This is a genomic window from Nocardia sp. NPDC023733 (genome assembly GCF_040639775.1).
Taxonomy (GTDB): domain Bacteria; phylum Actinomycetota; class Actinomycetes; order Mycobacteriales; family Mycobacteriaceae; genus Nocardia; species Nocardia rosealba.
This window is the reverse complement of sequence record NZ_JBFAAN010000001.1, coordinates 1,470,816-1,488,460: the sequence shown is the minus strand read 5'-3', so window position 1 is coordinate 1,488,460 and position 17,645 is coordinate 1,470,816. Positions and strand designations below refer to the sequence as shown.

Genomic DNA, 17,645 nt, shown 5'->3' with positions numbered 1-17,645 from the left:
TGCTCAGACGAGGTCGGCGAGCAGCTGGATGGGGCCGAGGCGGTGCCAGGGTTCCCGCGACACGGAGTGCAGGCAGCGCTGGCACTTGACCACCTGCACCCAGCCCTGCTCGGCGACGACGGGGTACGCGCGCAGTTCGGCGGCGCCACATCGTGGGCAGGCGCCGTCGCGGGGTTCGCGATCCACCTCGAGTGGTGTGGGTGCGTCAGCCATGGCTGGGTCCTCCTACGGCGAAGAATGTGCGGCCGGGATGCCGTGAGGACGACGGTAGGATCGGGAGACCTGGGTCACAATCCGCTCGGCGAAGGTGCACTGTCCATCGAGCGAAGCACCTCTGGAATCGCAGAACGTATATTATATTGATTATGTGATACCCATCACGCCTGAAAGGAGGGTCTGCCGTTGTCGTCAGCACCCGCGGCGTGCGTGAGCGCCTTTCGTACGGAAGATCCGGCCGCCGCACACGATCACGTGGCCGCCGCCTTCGCCCACCACGAACTCGTCCTCGACGAGCGGCACAGGATCGACTTCGCCCTGGAGACGGTCCGCTCGCAGAGCCTGACCGTCGGCCGGATGGCCTATGGCACCGATGCCCGCATCGACGGACCCCCGATGCAGACGTGCTATCACCTGAATCTGTCCGTGGCCGGCCAGAGCACCGTGGCGCAACACGGCACCCGCCGATCGTTCGGCGCGGGTGAGGCCGGCGTGGCCTTCGTGCACGACGCCCCGGTGTCCATTCGCTGGAGCGCCGACGCCGCGCACTATCACATCAATCTGCGCCGCGTGCCGTTCGAACGCCACGCGGCTCGGCTGCTCGGCCGCCGCGACACCGAGCCGGTCCTGTTCGACCTCACCTTCCCCATCGACACCCCCGCCGGCCGCGCCCTGCTGGCCTCGACCCGGTTCGTCTACGACGAATTGGCCCGCGAAGGCGGGGTGGCGACGATGCCGTTGGCCTGCCGTGAACTCGAGTCGACGCTGATGACCCAGATCCTGCTCACCGCGCCGAGCCAGCTGACCCCGATCCTCACCGGTTCCGCGCCGAGCATCGGACACACGCGGGTACGCGAGGCCGTCGCCTACATCCACGCGCATCCCGATGCCGACATCTCGACCGCCGAACTCGCCGCCCGCGCCGGGGTGACCGCCCGGGCACTGCAATTGGCATTCCGCGACGCGGTCGGCATGTCGCCGAGCGCCTACGTCCGCTCGGTGCGGCTGGACCGGGTGCGCGACGAATTGTCCTCCGGCCGAGCCGCTTCGGTGAGCGACGTGGCGATGCGATGGGGCTTCTTCCATCTAGGCCGCTTCGCCCAGCAGTACCGCGAACGGTTCGGTGAACTGCCGTCGGAAACCGCGGGCCGGGCCGGCCTCGATTGAGTGCGGGCGGAGGACAGGAGCCGAACATGGCATCGAATCAGTGCAGTGTCGCCGAACTGAACGCCACCATCGCCGAGATCGCCGAGCACGCCGATGCCGTGCTCGATCGGGATCCGATAGAGCACCAGCTCGACCCCGGTGGAGAGAGCCTCGGCGCACTCTGGGACCTGGTCACCACCCGCGCATTGCGCGACACCGAGGCCGCGGGCTCCTCGCCCACCCGGCTGGCCGAACTGATCGGTCTGCTCGACCGGATCAGGGCGGCGGAATCGATGCAGGCGCGGCTTCGGCTCGCGAACCGGACCCAGCGGCTGAGCAAGGTGCACGCCGCGCTGTCGGAACTGAGCGCGGTGACCAGTGTGGATTCGCTGCTCACCCGGATCCCGGAGGCGACCTGCGGGCTGGGGTTCGACCGTGCGTTGGTCTCCACGGTGGACGGCGCGTGGCGGTTGCACACGATGCATGTCGTCCGCGATCCGCAGTGGGCGGCCGACATCGTCGCGGTCGGACGGGAGAACCCGCCGATTCTCGACCACGGGCTGGTCGAGAACGACACGGTCGTCGATGCACGCGCTGTACTCGTGCACCAGGTGCAAGACAATCCGCGAGTCAACCGGCCGTTGGCGGCGATAACCAAGTCCTCCTCGTACGGGATCGCGCCGCTGCTTGTCGACGGTGAGGTGGTCGGCCTCGTGCACGGGGACTGCTATCACCAGCAGCGTGTGCTCGACGACGTCGACCAACTGTTGCTGTCCACCTTCGCCCAGGGGCTGAGCCAGCAGCTGGCGCGCGTGTCGATGCTGGAGGGGATGTCAGCGATCCGCGCCCAGCTCGAGGGTTTGGGGAGGTGGTCGGCGCCGGGCCGTACTGTCACCCGATCGATCGCGGTGAGCCGTGACGAGGACGAAGTTCTCACCCGCCGGGAGGTGCAGATCGTCCGGTTGCTCGCCGAGGGTGACTCCAATGCGCGTATCGCCCGCAAGCTCACCATCTCCGAGGGCACGGTCAAGACCCACATCACCCGTGTGCTGCGCAAGCTGGGCGCCGCAAATCGGGCGGAAGCGGTGTCGATCTGGTTGCGGAACTCGGCCCCGTCCGGGTCGCTGCGCACCTGATGTATCCCGAACCGGCCGAAGGTCGTACGAAAGTCCTACCCGCGCCAGATGTCGGCGTGCCCGCCGAGCGGAAAAGTGACGTGTGACATAGAGCGGCAGCACAGCCGCCGCACACGGCACGGAGGCGCGGTATGACACAGAGCGAACGGGAAGCCGACTGGATCGTCGGCATCGACGTCGGTGGCACGTTCACCGACATCATCGGGCTCAACCAATCCACCGGTGAGGTCCGCGACGGCAAGGTGCTGTCCACCACCGAACAGGAGGTCGGCGTCCTCGCGGCGCTGGCGGCGATCGAGGTCGCCGTGCCAGCGGTCGCCGAGATCGTGCACGGGCACACGGTGGGAATCAACGCGCTGCTGAGCCGCACCGGCGCGCACACCGGCCTGATCGCCACCGGTGGGCACCGCGATCTGCTCGACATCGGCCGCATGCACCGCGAATTCGGTGACCGTTTCTACGATCCCACCTGGTTGCGACCGCACCAGGAACGCCCGATCGTGCGTCGCGAATCCCGTTTCGGTGTCCCCGGTCGCCTGCGCTACGACGGCACCGAACTGCTCGCGCTCGACGAGGATGCCGTACGCCGCGCCGCGCGCGAGCTCGGTGAGCAGGGCGCCCGCTCGGTGGCAGTGTGCCTGATGAACTCCTACATCAACACCGCCCACGAGCGACGCACCGCCGAGATCGTCGCCGAGGAACTGCCCGACGCCTACATCCAGACCTCGGCGCTGTACCCGGTGACGCGCGAACACGAACGCACCACCACCGTCGCGCTCGACGCCTACGTGGGTCCGGCGGTCGTCGGCTATCTCGAGCGTTTGATGGCCCGGCTGTCCGAGGAGGACTACCGGGGCACCTTGTGGATCATGATGATGAACGGCGGCGTCGCCACCTTCGCCGACGCGGGCCGCGCACCGGTGTTCCAGCTCGTCTCCGGGCCGGTCGGCGGGGTGAGCGGCAGCGTCAAGCTCGCCAACGAGAGCGGTGCGCCGAACCTGCTCACCATCGATGTGGGCGGCACCAGCACCGATGTGGCCGCGATCCGCGGTGGCAAGACCCCGCTCACCGATACCTGGACTCTCGAGACCGGCTTGACCCTGACCATGCCGCTGGTCGATGTCGAGAGCATCGGTTCCGGTGCGGGCAGCCTGATCCGCCCCAGCGCCCTCGGCAACGTCGCCGTCGGCCCGGCCTCGGCGGGATCGAATCCCGGTCCGGTCTGCTACCAGCGTGGCGGCGTGGAACCGACCCTCACCGACGCCTGTGCCGCGCTCGGCATCCTGCAGCCGGACCTGTTCGCGAACGGCGCGATCCAGCTCGATGTCGACGGCGCCGTCGAGGCGCTGCGCACCACCGGCAAGCAGTGGAGCATGTCGGCGCTCGAACTCGCCTCGGCCGCCTACGAAATCGCCTGCCAGGACATCGCCGCGAAGGTGCGCAGCATCTCGGTGTACCGCGGCCTCGATGTCCGCGAGTTCGCGCTCCAACCGTCCGGTTCGGCGGGGCCGATGCTCGCTGACCGGGTCGGTCAGATCCTCGGCCTGGACAAGGTGATCGTGCCGCGCAGCCCCGGCCAGTTCTCCGCACTCGGTCTGCTGCGCAGCGATCTGATGGTCACTCGCGCGCAATCCATCATGACGCCCTTGGCGCCCGACCGCGCCGAGGCGGTGGAGGACGCGTTCACGGCCTTGCAGGACAGCATCCGGGCTGATCTACAGGACCAGGGCATCGACGTCTCGCGTCTGCGTTTCGAGCGCGCCGTGTTCGCGATGTACCGCGGCCAGACCTGGGACAACCGGCTGCCCATCGAGACAGTCGCGATCACCGCAGAGCGGGTCGGTGAGCTGATCCCCCGGTTCCACGAGTTCTACCAGGACTCCTACGGTTTCGCGGCCCCGGAGATCCCCGTGGTCGTCTCGACTGTGGAGGTGACCGCGGTGATTCCACGCGAACTCGGCGCCGCCGACCACACCCCCGAGCAGGGCGAGTCCTTCTTGCGCACCACCCGGCTGACCGTGCCGGGAACCACCGACCCCGTCGAGGTACCGATCCACGTCCGCGAACGTCTCGCGCCGCACCAGCCGGTGCCCGGCCCCGCCCTGATCGCCGAGAAATTCGCGACCACCCTCGTGCTGCCCGGCCGGGCCGCCCACGTGGACGACGACCTCAACCTCATCATCGAGCCGCAGGCCTGAGGAGCAACCATGACCACCATCGAAACCCCCGGCCCCGCCGTCGACGTCGAGCTCGACATCCTGCGCTACGGCCTCGTCGAAGTCGCCCGCGAAATGCTGGATTCGCTGATGCGCAGCGCCTTCTCACCGGTCTGCCGTGACATCCTCGACTGCACCAGCGCCATCCACATGCGCACCGACGACGGCTGGGAGACGGTCGCGCTGTGGGAGGGCTGCATGCAGCACGCCTTCACCGCACCGCACATCGCGAACTTCGTGATGGACGACTGGGACATCGACACGATGCAGCCCGGTGACGTCATCTTCGTCAACGACCCGTGGCGCGGCACCATCCACCAGTCGGATGTGAACCTGTTGCGCCCGGTGTTCGTGAACGGCCGCGTGGAGTTCCTGCTGCACTCCACTTCGCATCTGGTCGACCTCGGCGGCGCGATTCCCGGCGGCTTCTCCAACGGCACCCAGACCCACTTCGAGGAACAGCTCAAACTGCCGCCGACGCTGTTGTACGCCAACGATGTTCCGGTGCGCCCGACCTTCAACTTCATCCTCGAGAACAACCGGGTACCCCAGCTGGTGCTGGGCGATCTGCGCGCGCTGCACGGCTGCCTGGTCGTCGGCGAACGACAGCTACAGGAGCTCGTCGCCCGCAGCGGTCTGGACAAGATCCGGGCCGCGGGGCGCTATGCCATCGAGTCCACCGAGGCGAGCATGCGCCGCGGTATCGCGAGCATCCCCGACGGTGACTACACGGCCGAGGACTTCCTCGACGAGGACGGTGTCAGTGGCGAGCCGATCCCGGTACACGTCACCGTGAAGGTCCGCGGGGATTCGATGGAGATCGACTTCTCCGGCTCCGGGCGCCAACCGCTGGGCAACTGCGGTACCGCCTGGTGTGAGGCCACCCGCTGCATCGAGGCGGTCAAGCTGATGGTCGACCCGTCCACTCCGGTCAACAGCGGCACCTTGCGACCGGTCGAAACCATCCTGCCGCCCGGCAGTGTGGTGCAGGTGCTGCCGCCGTCGAGCTGCTCCAACCACGCCGATATCGGTGCGCGCGGCATCAATGTGGTGACCCAGGCGCTGAGCCAGGCCACCGACGAGGCCTTCGCCTGTGACACCGGCACCGCGGTGGTCGTCAGCCTCGGCGGCATCGACACCCGCGCCGGGCACGAGGGCACACCGTGGGGTGCGTTCGCACTCGCCGGCGGCGGTTGGGGCGGTACCTGGAAAGAAGACGGCGTCTCGTTCTGCGTGATCCCGATCGGCAACTGCCGCACTTCCGTTCAGGAGCACCTCGAGATCGAGAGCCCGCTGGTCGTCGTCCAGCACGAAATGGTCGTCGACACCGCCGGTGCGGGGCGGTATCGCGGCGGCGCCGGATCGGTGTATTCGATCTACGCCGAATCCGACACGATGGTCACCGTCACCGCCGACCGGATCCGGGCCGGCGCCCCCGGGTCCAACGGCGGCGGCGCGGGCGCTCCCGCATTCGGCTGGTACATCGAGAATTTCGATCTGGCCCGGCACGGCGATCCGCTCGATCTGCGCGGGATCGAACCGTTGTTCGGCATGTTCGATGCCGACGGCAAGCCCGACCCCAACCACGGCGAGTTCGGCCGGGGCGCGCGCTATCAGACGGGCAAGTTCTCCGGTCTGATCCTGAAAGCCGGTGACGCCCTGCGTTTCGTCATCGGTGGCGGTGGCGGCTGGGGTGACCCGCTCGAACGCGAAGCGGACAGGGTCGCGTCCGACGTGCGGGCAGGACTCGTGAGCCCCGAATTCGCCACTGCCGGTTACGGAGTCGTGCTCGCCGACGGCGAAGTCGACGAAGCCGCCACCACCGCACAGCGTGCGCGCCTGGCGACCGAGCGTGCCGAGGGGCGCTGGCAGGTGCCGGTCGCCACTCCCCTCACCTGGACCCTCTGAAGACAAGGACCACTGACATGTCAGTCGATCGACTCCTGTTCCCCCGCCCCGAGACCGACCGCGTGTATGTCGAGCGCGTGCCCGTCGACGGCGCGTGCCCGGCCTGCGGTGCGGCCGAGCTGGCCCGCTACCCCGTCGCCAACTTCCTCGGCCCACGCATGGTCGTGAAGTGCCAGCGCTGCTTCCACCACGTGTCGGTGACCCGACCCGAACCCGAGGACCACTGGCCCGCGTGGCGCTCGCCCGCCCACGACTGGCCCGCCTCCCGCGTCGGATAAGCCCTCCCCCACCATCTTTCGCTCCGAAAGGACACACATGACGCTCGACGGGAAAGTCGTTCTCATCACCGGCGCCGCAGGCGGAATCGGTACGGCCACCGCGCTGCTCGCGGCCGAGGAAGGCGCGCGGCTCGCGCTGACCGATGTGTCGAAGGATCGCCTCGAAGCCACCGCCGAGCAGGTGCGCGCCGCGGGCGGCGAGGTCCTGGCCCTGCCCGCCGACCTCACCGACGGCGCCGAGGTGAACGCGCTGATCGACGCGGTCACCGCCGAATACGGCCGCCTCGACGGCGCGTTCAACAACGCCGGGGTCAGCGGCGGACAGATCGGCCAGGGCGGCCGCCGCGTCGGCGAGTGGGACGAAGACGCCTTCGATCGCGCGATCGCGGTGAACCTGAAGGGCGTATGGCTCTGTCTGCGTGCGGAATTGGCGCAGATGGAAGCCCAAGGTGGCGGCGCGATCGTGAACACCGCGTCGCTGGCCGGGCTGTCGGGCTTCAAGACCACCGCCGGGTATTCGGCCGCCAAGCACGGCGTCATCGGGCTCACCAAGACCGCCGCCCTCGAGTACGCGCCGACCATCCGGATCAACGCGGTGTGCCCCGGCTACACCGACACCGACCTGATGAAGGACGCCAAACGCCGCAGCGGCGACACCATCATGGCGCGCATCCCCGCGGCCCGGCTCGCCCAGCCCCGCGAGATCGCGGAGATGGCGTGCTGGCTGCTGTCCGACCGCGCCGCCTACGCCACCGGCGGCGAATTCGTCGTCGACGGCGGCTACATGGCGGGCTGACTGTCCCCTTCTCGAATTGATCTCTACCCGAAAAGGATTCACGCATGACAACCATGATCGGCGCGGCGGCCAGTTACATCGATGGTCGCTGGAGCGGTGGTGACGGCGAGCCCATCGCCACGATCAACCCCGCGACCGGGCTCCAGGTGGCGCTCACCCCCGCCACCGGCCCCACCCAGGTGACCGAGGCCGTCTCGGCTGCTCGACGCGCCTTCGACGGAGGTGAGTGGAGCCGCCTCGGTCCGGCCGAACGCGGCGCCCTGCTGCATCGCCTCGCCGACCTGCTCCAGGAGAACCGGGAATCACTGGTCCAGATCGCCGCCACCGAGATCGGCACCCCGATCAGCAGCGGACCGACCCTGCACGTCGACCTGCCCGCGAAGTTCTTCCGCTGGTTCGCCGACGCCGCCATCCGTGGACCCCGCGACGGCTACGAACAGCCCATGCCACTCGATCACGACCCGATCACCACCAGCAGTCTGCTGCTGCGCCAGCCCGCGGGTGTGGTCGCCGCGATCGTCGCCTACAACGTGCCGATCATGATGAGCGCCTACAAACTCGGCGCCGCCCTCGGCGCCGGTTGTTCCACGGTGCTGGTCACCTCACCGAAGTCTGTGCTGCTCACCGCCGCGTTCGTCAGGTTGGTCGAGGAGGCCGGATTCCCCGCGGGCGCGGTCAATCTGGTGTTCGGATCACCGGCGGTCACCGAGCAGGTGGTCACCGCCGCCGAAGTGGACATGGTCACCTTCACCGGCTCCCCCGCCGTCGGCAGCAGGATCCTCACCCTGGCCGCCCCGACGCTGAAGAAGGTGGTTCTCGAACTCGGCGGCAAGTCACCCAACATCGTGTTGCCGGGCACCGACCTGGATCGCGCGGTCCCCGCCTCGGCGCTGCGGTTCACCCGCAACAGCGGCCAGGCCTGCGGAGCGACCACCCGAACCCTGGTGCCGCAGGCCGACTTCGACGAATACGTCGAGCGGTCCGGCGCTTTCCTGCGCACCCTCACCGTCGGCGACCCGCTCGCACCCGACACCGTCCTCGGCCCGCTCATCACCGGCGAACACCGCGCCGACGTCGAAGGGTTCCTGGCCCGAGCTCGTGACGCCGGCGCCGACATCCCCGTCGGTGGTGGCCGACCGGCAGGCCTCGACGACGGGTTCTTCCTCGAAGCGACCCTGGTCACCGGTGTCCCCAACGAAGCCGAGATCGCCCAGGAGGAACTGTTCGCTCCCGTCGGTGTGGTCATGCCCTATACCGACCTCGACGACGCGGTCCGCACGGCCAACGACGTCAAATACGCCCTCAACGCCAATGTCTGGGGACCGACGCCCACCGCGATCGAGTTCGCCCGGCGTCTGCGTTCGGGCACCGTCACGATCAACGGCGGCGGCGGCATGCGCCCCGACGCCCCGTGGGGCGGCCCCGGTCACAGCGGTATCGGCCGGGAGGGCGGCGAAGAGGGCTTCCGCGAATTCTTCGAAGTCAAGCACCTGCAGTGGCCGCTGTGAACCTGTTGGACGGCAAGGTCGCCGTCATCACCGGCGCGGCGAGCGGGATGGGCCTGGCCACCGCGGAAACCTTCGTCGAACACGGTGCGAAGGTGGTACTCGCCGACATCCAGGAGGAACGCGGAGCGGCGGCCGCCGCCCGCCTGGGTGACTCGGCATTGTTCGTGCGCACCGATGTCACCGTCGCGGCGCAGATCGAGTCCGTCGTCGGCGCCGCGGTCGATACCTTCGGACGACTCGATGTCATGTTCAGCAATGCCGGTGCCGCCGTGGATCTTTCGCCGATCGATGACCTCGCTCCGGAGGGACTCGACCGCACACTGGCGCTGAACCTGCAAGCCCATGTCGCCGCGCACAAGTACGCGGCCAGGCAGTTCCGGGCGCAGGGTGTTCCGGGCTCGATCATCACCACCGGCAGTGTCGCCGCGTTGCAGGCCGGATGGAACGGCGGCGCGTACTCGATGGCGAAGGCCGCGGTGCTGGCCTTGGTTCGGCAAACGGCGATGGAGAACCAGGGCACCGGCATACGCTCGAACGCCATCCTGCCTGGTGCGGTCCTCACCTCGATCATCACCGACATGTTCGGGGTGAGCCGCGAGCGCGAGGAAGAGTTCCTCACCGGGATCGGCGACCGCATCGGCGGCGAGACGCTGATCGGGCGCGCGGGACGCGCCCGCGATATCGCAGGCGCGGCGCTGTTCCTCGCCAGCGATCTGTCAGCCTGGATCACCGGCGTCGCACTGCCGGTCGACGGCGGCGCGACGGCGGTCACCAAGGACGCCACGGTCTCGATCGTCACCGAGTTCGCCACCGAGTTCAACGCAGGTCCGTGAGGCGAGCTCATCCCCGCGTCGGCCGCGGTTGCCAGGTGGCAACCGCGGCTGATCTCGTTGTCGGTCAAGATTGTCGTTCACGGCGCGTCATCAGGTGAGCGACGAGGAGAACCGTGAGCACCGCCGTGCAGCCGACCGCGCCGACGGCCAACGCGATGCCGATCCCGGTGCCGCTCGGGTAGCCGTCGGGGGCGATGTGGGCGGCGAGGACCGCGCCGGACATCGCACTACCGAACGAACCGCCGACGGTGCGCAGCACCTGGTTGAAGCTCACCGCGCTGCCGAGCTCACGGTCGGCCACACTGCGCGCGATCAGCGCCGGCATCGCCGCGTAGGTAGTGCCGATGCCCGCGCCGAAGCCGAACATGCCGAGCAGAATCTCCCACAGCTCGTCGTGGGCCAGCCACAGCAGCAGGCTCGACGCGGTGACCAGCGCCGCACCGGGAATCAGCAAGGCGCGCATCGGGATACGGGCCGAGACCACCCGGACGACGCGATTGGCCGCGAAACTGCCGACCGACAGCGGCAGCATGACGAAGCCGGCCCAGAACAACGGCATCGCGATGCCATAGCCGGTGGAGGCGGGCGCCTGCGCGATCAGACTGGCGATCGACAGGCAGGCGTACATCGCGGCGCCGAGACCGATCGCGGTGCCGTTGGCGACGAGCGCGTCGCCGGCACGCAGGACCCGCAGGTCGACCAGCGCGTGCTCGGTGCGTAGTTCCACCAGAGCCCACACGGTCAGGATCGCCAGTGACACGACGAGCAGGCCGAGCGTCCACGGCGAAGCCCACCCCCATCGCGAGCCCTCACCGGCAACGAGCAGCAACGTCGCGAGACCGGCGCCGAGCAGCAGCGCGCCGCGCAGATCGAACGGTGTGCGCGGGGCCCGCTCGTCCGGACCGTCGGGGACGACTTTCCACACCACGAGCACGGTGGTCAGCAGGAACAGTGCCGCCGCCCAGAACGCGAACCGGTAGCTGAAAGCGTCGGCGAAGATGCCGGTGAGTGGGTAGCCGAGCCCGAGGCCGGTGGTGACTGTCACCGACAGTGTCGAGATGCCGTTGCGCACTTCGTCGGCGGGCAGGTAGCGCCGGGCAAGGGCGATGGTCACCGGCACGATGCCGTAACTGAGGCCCTGCAACGCGCGCCCGAGCAGGAACACCGCGAAATTGGTCGCCACGGCCGCGACGACCGACCCGACCAGGATGATGATCAGCGACCACAGCAGCAACCGCTTCTTGTGCGGGCCGTCGCTGAGCCTGCCCATGACCGGGGTCGTCACCGCACCGACCAGCAGATTGACGGTGAGCATCCACTGCGCCGCGCTCACGTCGACGCTCATCTCACGCGAGATCGCGGGCACGAGCAGCATGCCGAGCGAACTGACGATGGCCGAGGTCAGGGCCGTGTAGACGAGGGCGGGGGTCAATCGGCGCGCGGCGATCATTCGACCGGTCCCGCGGCAGCCAGTTTCCGTAACGCGGGCAGCGCCTCGTCGAGGGCCGCACGTTCCTCGTCGGAGAGTCGTTCGGCGAGAGCGCGCGCCAGCCAGTCCAGCCCCGCCGCCCGCTCCTCGACGAGCCGGGCGTGCCCCACGTCGGTGAGTTCGACCCAGACGCGACGGCGGTCCTCGCTGTCGGGTGTGCGCAGGACCAGCCCCAGGGCTTCGAGTTCGCGCACGGCGGTGGCGATGGCCTGGTGGCTGACGGTCTGGACCGTCGCCAGCGTGGCCGCGGTGGCGCGGCCGTGGGTGGACAGATACGCGAGCACGCCGAGCTTTCCGCCGGAGATCGTCCGACCGGTGAACAGCCGCCGGGCGATCGGGTGCAGGACTTCACCCAGCTCGCGGGCAGTGGAGGGTGCGGAAGTCATTAGCCAACCATACAACTAAATTGCACAACTTAATTGCGTAGCTGTCGTGATGCTGCACATACCGCCGACACGCGAAAGGCCCCTCCGATCGCAACCGGAGGGGCCTTTAGTAGGCGGGTCAGCGTCGTGGAACCAGCGACATCGTGCGCCCGTTGGCGAAATAGGTGCCGGTGTAGACCCCGACCGATTCGTCCAGATCGAGGACGCCGTCGGCACCGATAGTGAACCTCCGCAGGATCTCCTCGCCGCCGCGCGCCGGGTCGGTGCCGAGAGCCCACAGCACCTCACCGCTCGGTGACATCACCGTCGATTCGGCGAAAGTGCCCGGCTTCTCCGGCGCGAACGCGACGTCGGGCAGCGGTGTCAGCACGCCGTTCGGCTCCACCGCGAAGGAACTGATGTGTCCCGAGCCCATGTTCGGGACATACAGGAAACTGCCGTCGGGAGTGAAACTCGGGACGTGCGGCAAGAAGCCGGTCGGCCACGGCGATCCCTCGATCTCGGTGAGCGTGCCGTCGGCGGCGCGCCTGAAGCCGGTGACCGAACCCATGACCTCGTCGATGACGTACACGTGCCTACCGTCGGGGGTGACCCGCGGATAGATCGGGTTCACGCCCGTCGACGCCCGCTGCTTGGCCGGGGAAACCGAACCGTCGGCATCGACGTCGAACACCAGCAGCTGCTGAGGCAGCAGGCTGGCCACGTACAACTGCTTGCCGTCCGGCGAGATGGTGCCCGAAGCGACGCCGTCCAGGGACTCCCCGAACGGAACCGGCGAACCGTTGAGGGTCGGCGTCCCGTCCGCACCGATCCGCACCGGCACGACCTGCGCGTTCTGCAGACCGACGACGACGAAGGCATCGCGGTTGTTCGGCGAGATGATGATGTCGACCGGGACATCGGGCATCGCCAGCGGCGTCCCGGCGGTGAGTTCGCCGTCGGGCCCGATGGCGTGGGGGATCAGCTGGGGGTTCGAACCAGGGGCGACGAACAGGAACCGGCCGTCCGGCGTCGGCGTCTGCGGCCAGTTCAGCGCGCCGGGCATGGGCTTGCCGGCCACCGAGGTCGGCTGGCCGGTGTCGGACGCGTTGAAACCGGCGATGCCGTTGCTCAGGAAACCGTGCGCGTAGATGTGGTAGCCGCTCGAGTCGGCCGCGGCGGGCGTGGCTGTCGCGGTGAAGCCGGGCAGAACGGTCGCCGCGAGAGCGAGCACCCAGCCCGCTCGCGCGCGCCGCGTCCCCGAACCACCTGTCGACGTTGAATCAGAGGTCATAGCTGGGAGGTTATGACGCGAACCACACTCGAAATGTCCAGAAAACTGCACACCTACGACCGGCATAGACAGCGAACGACCCCTCCGGCCGGGACCGAAGGGGTCGTTCACAGAAGGGGGTCGTTCAGCCCTGGGCGGGCATCAGGCCGAGCTGGGTCAGGAAGCTGACGTTGTCCCAGTAGACGCGGTGCTCGCCGACCTTGCCGTCACGCAGAGTGAAGGTGTCGATGAGCGGGAAGGTCACCGTGCGGCCGGACGGCGGCACCTCACCCTCGGCGGTCGCCAGCGGTCCGGTCTGCACACCGGTGAAGACGATCTCGGCGATCGCGGTGTCACCGTCGACCCAGGTGTTGCGGCGCTCGATCTTCATCCCGGGGAACGCGGTGATGAAGGCGCCGATCATGCCGCGCAGTGCCTCGATGCCGGTGAGCGGGCCGGACGGGAACTGCGCCGACACATCCTCGGTGAACGGGCTCGCGGCCAGTTCGAGATCGCCGCCTTCCAGTCCGGCGTAGTGCACGTTGACGAGGTCGAGCAGATCGCTCATTGGTTGGACCTTTCGGTGAGGTTCGCACCCGGGGTTCCGGATACCGGAAAATATATTGTGCTTTGTCGATCAGCACCAGAGTAGTTGTGCGCCTTCACAATTCATATCGAGCGCGGTCGCACTGCGGCAGTGTTCGCCATGATGTACTCGAACAGGCAGACCAGCACCTCCTTGCACGAGGCACGGTCGCGCGCATCGCACAGCATGATCGGCACATGGGTCGGCACGCCGAGGGCGGCGCCGATCTCCTCGGGGGCGTAGCGGTCCGCGCCGTCGAAGCAGTTCACCGCGACCACGAACGGGATCCGCCTGGACTCGAAATAGTCCACCGCGGCGAAACTGTCGGCCAGACGCCGGGTGTCGACCAGCACCACCGCGCCGAGCGCGCCACGCGACAGCTCCGGCCACAGAAACCAGAACCGATCCTGCCCAGGCGTACCGAACAGATACAGGATCACTCGCGGATTGATGGTGATTCGGCCGAAATCCAATGCGACGGTAGTAGTTCGCTTGGCTTCGATCCCGCGCAGGTCGTCCACGGAACTACTCAGTTCGGTGAGTTGCTCCTCGGTACGCAACGGCGTGATCTCGCTGATGGCACCGACCATCGTGGTCTTCCCGACGCCGAATCCTCCGGCTACCAGGATTTTCACCGCCAATTCGGTGGCCATGACCGCCGGACCGCGTCCGTCAGAGGTTACGTATGCCATCCAATACCGCCTGCAGTAGTTCGGGGTCGGGGCCCGCTTCGGCCCTCGGTGGAGATCGGAAGATCACATAGCCGGCCGTGATGAGGTCGCTGACAAGCACCTTCACGGTGGCCAGGAGCAATTTCAGGTGGGCGGCGATCTCGACGATCGACATCGGCTGATGGCGGCACAGCTGAAAGATCTGGGCGTATTCGCGGTCGAGTTTGTTCACATCGGAGTCGTAGCCGACCGAGATCACCAGGGTCAGGATGTCCAGGTCCGGCAGGTCCCGGCCCGCTCGGCCGCGGGTCAGCGCGAACGGACGAACCAGGGGCCCCGGGTCGTCGTCCACGTAGCCCCACACCTCGTCCGGCCCCTCACTCACGGCACTCGCGTCGACATCGAGGTTCTCGGCGCCGCCGACAGATGCTCACGCACTTGGCCGACGATCACGTTCATCTCGTAGGCGATCAAGCCGAGATCCGCGTCGGCATCGGTCAACAGGGCCAGGCACGCGCCGTGCCCGGCTTCGGTGACCAACAGATAGCCGTGCTCCAGTTCGACGACAGTTTGATGCAGTGGCCCCTTGGCGAAGCGCGTGCCGACCCCGCGAGCCAGGCTGTGCAGGGCCGACGACATGGCGGCCAGATGCTCGAGATCCTCGCGCTCGAAACCGTCGGACCCGGCCAGTGCCAGTCCGTCCGCGGACAGCACCACCGCGTGTTCGGCGCCGGATGTCATCGTCACCAGGTTGGTGAGCAACCAGTCGAGCGTGCCTGCGGGAGCCTGACGAACCATCATGTCCTCGTTCATGTTCTGACCCGTTCTACGGATGGGAGTTGGGTGGTCGCACGCGAGCCCGTCGCGTGCCGTTCTGCAGCGAGCTCATCGCCGTACGCACCGTCTCCGGCGCTCGGACGCGCGCTGCCCCTGCCGGCGCCGGGTTGTACGGATCCTCTTCTCCCACATCGGTACTGAGTTGCGGCGACAAGTGCGTGAGCCGTTCACGTCTGGGCAGGGCAGGTCTGCGATCCGCCTCGGCGACCGAGGCTCCGTCGAGCCTGGCCGGCGGTTCGTTGCTCGCCGCGTGGTACCCGTTGCGTCGCACCGGCTCAGCCCGGCGGATCTGCTCCGGCAGGGCAGGTGCCGGAACCGGATCGGGGCGAGGCGCACCGGGCAGCGCGGTGGCGCCGGGAACACGGTGCACGGCGTCGCGGGTGTGTACCGGTTCGACCGCCGCAGTCGGATTGTCGTCCCCGGCCTCGAGCACAGCCCACGGCACCAGCACGGTCGCTCGCACACCACCGTACGGCGATTCCTGCAGGGTCACGGAGATGCCGTGGCGCGCCGAGAGTCTGCTCACCACGAACAGCCCGAGATGGCGATGCCCCGCCAGCGCCATCTCGTGGAACTGTGGCGGCTCGGTCAGCATCGCGTTGAGGCGTTCCCGTTCCTCGAAGGAGATCCCGAGGCCCTGGTCGTCGACCTCGACCACCACTCCCCTGCCGACCGAGTTGCCATGTACCGCCACCGGTGCGTCCGGCGGGGAGAACGCGGCCGCGTTGTCGATCAGCTCGGCCAGCAGGTGGATGAGGTCGGCGACGGCCGCGCCGAGCACGCTCACGGCGGGTAGCCGGATCGCGCTCACCCGCGCGTACCCCTCGGTCTCGGACACCGCGCTGCGCACGATCTCCTCGAGCGCCACCGGGTTGCGCCAGCGTCGTCCCGGCGCGCGACCGCCGAGGATGAGCAGGTTCTCGGAGTTGCGGCGCGCGCGAGTCGCCAGGTGATCGAGCTGGAACAGCAGCTCGAGGTCCTCCGGGTCGTCCTGGCGGGCCTCGGCGACGTCGAGCACGTCGAGCTGCCTGCGTACCAGGGCCTGACTGCGGAACGCGATGTCGAGGAACACCTTGTTGAAGCCGTTGCGGGTACTGGCCTCGCCCACAGCGGTCTCGAGCGCGGTGCGCTGGGCAACAGCGAACGCCTCTGCCACCTGGCCGATTTCGTCACGCCCCCGGTCGACCGGGGCGGTTTCGGCCTGCGCGTCGACCTGTTCACCGTTGTGGATACGGCGGATGAGATCGGGCAGCCGGTCGTTGGCGAGCTCGAGGCTGGCCGAGCGCAGAGTGCGCAGGCGGCGCAACAGCCGATTGGCCAGGACCAGCGAGCCCGACACCGCGAGGATGGTGACGACGAGCATGATGGCCGAGACGAAGAGCAGCTGGTCGATCATGCGGTCGGCCGCCGCGCTCGTCGCGTCGACCGTCACCCGGAACTGATCCCGGATCACCGCGATCAGGCGGGTGTCGACCGCACGTTCGGCGGCCAGCCATTGCTGCACCGGCATCGACAGCTCGCCGCGCTCGGCCATCTCGTCCTCGCCCGTAGTGCCGACACGCCAGTCGGCGCCACCGGTCAAGGCGCGAACGCTGGTGCGCACCGCGGGCGACAAGCGGGTGTCGACGAGCTCGAATTGTTTGCGATAGACGCCGATATGTTGCGCGAGCACTCGCCGCTCGTACGGCGACAGACCATCGGCCGCCGCCGTCCCCGCGGCCACGAGACTCACCACGCGCGAATGGCTTTCGGCCGCGCGCAGCAGCTCGATCGCGGTCATCTCGGCGTCCATCGTCGTGGTGTCGGAGGACTTCAACCGTGCGGAGTCCTGGCCCGCCCCGAGCATGGCGGCGATGAGGTCGCTGAAATACTGGTCGACATCGCCGGTGGTCGCCCGCCTGCTGTCGACCGATTCCCGGATCACCTGCATCCGGCCGATGAGATCCGACAGCGCCTGGATGGACTCGGCACCGGTGTTCTGATCCATATCCTGTGCCGCCGAGGCGATCCGGCCGGTCTCGGCGATCGCACGGTCGGTGTCGTCGCGGCTGGTGCGCAGTTCCGCGTCCGCGCCCGGTGCGTGCTCCTGCGCGGTGACACTGGCGAGTCGTTCGGCCTGGATCGACGTCACGAACCGCAGCAGTGGGTCGATCACTGTGCCCCGGTAGTCGGACCATTCCTTGACCGACTGCGCCCGGAGCCCGACCAACGTGACCGCGACCGCGCCAGTCGCCAGCAGCACCAGGCTGGGGATCAGAGCGATCGCGAGCACGCGGGTCCGCACGCTCGTGCCGAACCGGGCTCGCAGCGGGTGTTGCGAACTGCTCGAACGGGCGTCCTCGACGCTCGACTCTGCATCGGCCGACGGCACAGTGGTTCTCCTCGGG

General features: G+C 68.3%; 17 protein-coding genes. 8 read left to right on the top strand and 9 right to left on the bottom strand.

The window, feature by feature from the left end:
* Positions 1-3: 3 nt before the first annotated feature.
* Positions 4-213: a hypothetical protein gene (locus tag AB0F86_RS06880; RefSeq protein WP_356982578.1), complete on the bottom strand. Its 210-nt coding sequence runs from the start codon at positions 211-213 to the stop codon at positions 4-6.
* A gap of 189 nt (positions 214-402) precedes the next feature.
* On the opposite strand from AB0F86_RS06880, the gene AB0F86_RS06875 reads away from it, so the two are divergent.
* From AB0F86_RS06875 to AB0F86_RS06840, 8 genes are all read left to right on the top strand, one after another.
* Positions 403-1,383, top strand: coding sequence for an AraC family transcriptional regulator (locus AB0F86_RS06875; RefSeq protein ID WP_356982577.1), 981 nt, complete (start codon positions 403-405; stop codon positions 1,381-1,383).
* A gap of 26 nt (positions 1,384-1,409) precedes the next feature.
* A complete protein-coding gene (locus AB0F86_RS06870) occupies positions 1,410-2,498 on the top strand; it encodes a LuxR C-terminal-related transcriptional regulator (protein WP_356982576.1) in 1,089 nt (362 codons plus the stop codon).
* Positions 2,499-2,629: 131 nt separating this feature from the next.
* Positions 2,630-4,696: a hydantoinase/oxoprolinase family protein gene (locus AB0F86_RS06865; RefSeq protein WP_356982575.1), complete on the top strand. Its 2,067-nt coding sequence runs from the start codon at positions 2,630-2,632 to the stop codon at positions 4,694-4,696.
* A 9-nt stretch (positions 4,697-4,705) separates the two neighbouring features.
* Positions 4,706-6,622: a hydantoinase B/oxoprolinase family protein gene (locus AB0F86_RS06860; protein ID WP_356982574.1), complete on the top strand. Its 1,917-nt coding sequence runs from the start codon at positions 4,706-4,708 to the stop codon at positions 6,620-6,622.
* 17 nt (positions 6,623-6,639) lie between these two features.
* Positions 6,640-6,900, top strand: a complete 261-nt coding sequence (locus AB0F86_RS06855; protein ID WP_067488460.1) for a hypothetical protein — start codon at positions 6,640-6,642, stop codon at positions 6,898-6,900.
* 37 nt (positions 6,901-6,937) lie between these two features.
* A complete protein-coding gene (locus tag AB0F86_RS06850; protein ID WP_356982572.1) occupies positions 6,938-7,696 on the top strand; it encodes an SDR family oxidoreductase in 759 nt (252 codons plus the stop codon).
* Positions 7,697-7,740: 44 nt separating this feature from the next.
* Positions 7,741-9,204, top strand: a complete 1,464-nt coding sequence (locus tag AB0F86_RS06845) for an aldehyde dehydrogenase family protein (protein WP_356982570.1) — start codon at positions 7,741-7,743, stop codon at positions 9,202-9,204.
* The gene (locus AB0F86_RS06840; RefSeq protein WP_356982569.1) at positions 9,201-10,037 is read left to right on the top strand and encodes an SDR family oxidoreductase; all 837 of its coding nucleotides are present in this window, start codon (positions 9,201-9,203) and stop codon (positions 10,035-10,037) included. Before AB0F86_RS06845 ends, AB0F86_RS06840 begins: the two co-directional genes overlap by 4 nt.
* 64 nt (positions 10,038-10,101) lie before the next feature.
* On the opposite strand, the gene AB0F86_RS06835 is transcribed toward AB0F86_RS06840, so the two are convergent.
* The 8 genes from AB0F86_RS06835 to AB0F86_RS06800 form a co-directional block, all read right to left on the bottom strand.
* Positions 10,102-11,487, bottom strand: a complete 1,386-nt coding sequence (locus AB0F86_RS06835; protein ID WP_356982568.1) for an MFS transporter — start codon at positions 11,485-11,487, stop codon at positions 10,102-10,104.
* Entirely contained in the window at positions 11,484-11,912 is a 429-nt protein-coding gene (locus AB0F86_RS06830; protein ID WP_356982566.1) for a MarR family transcriptional regulator, read from the bottom strand. Before AB0F86_RS06830 ends, AB0F86_RS06835 begins: the two co-directional genes overlap by 4 nt.
* A gap of 118 nt (positions 11,913-12,030) precedes the next feature.
* The gene (locus AB0F86_RS06825; protein ID WP_356982564.1) at positions 12,031-13,185 is read right to left on the bottom strand and encodes a beta-propeller fold lactonase family protein; all 1,155 of its coding nucleotides are present in this window, start codon (positions 13,183-13,185) and stop codon (positions 12,031-12,033) included.
* A 124-nt stretch (positions 13,186-13,309) separates the two neighbouring features.
* On the bottom strand, positions 13,310-13,732 hold the full coding sequence (locus tag AB0F86_RS06820; RefSeq protein WP_067488475.1) for a nuclear transport factor 2 family protein: 423 nt from the start codon (positions 13,730-13,732) through the stop codon (positions 13,310-13,312).
* 101 nt (positions 13,733-13,833) lie between these two features.
* The gene (locus AB0F86_RS06815; RefSeq protein WP_356982562.1) at positions 13,834-14,403 is read right to left on the bottom strand and encodes an ATP/GTP-binding protein; all 570 of its coding nucleotides are present in this window, start codon (positions 14,401-14,403) and stop codon (positions 13,834-13,836) included.
* A gap of 19 nt (positions 14,404-14,422) precedes the next feature.
* Entirely contained in the window at positions 14,423-14,806 is a 384-nt protein-coding gene (locus tag AB0F86_RS06810; protein ID WP_356982560.1) for a DUF742 domain-containing protein, read from the bottom strand.
* On the bottom strand, positions 14,803-15,234 hold the full coding sequence (locus tag AB0F86_RS06805) for a roadblock/LC7 domain-containing protein (RefSeq protein ID WP_356982559.1): 432 nt from the start codon (positions 15,232-15,234) through the stop codon (positions 14,803-14,805). Before AB0F86_RS06805 ends, AB0F86_RS06810 begins: the two co-directional genes overlap by 4 nt.
* 13 nt (positions 15,235-15,247) lie before the next feature.
* The gene (locus AB0F86_RS06800) at positions 15,248-17,629 is read right to left on the bottom strand and encodes an ATP-binding protein (protein WP_356982557.1); all 2,382 of its coding nucleotides are present in this window, start codon (positions 17,627-17,629) and stop codon (positions 15,248-15,250) included.
* Positions 17,630-17,645: the final 16 nt, after the last annotated feature.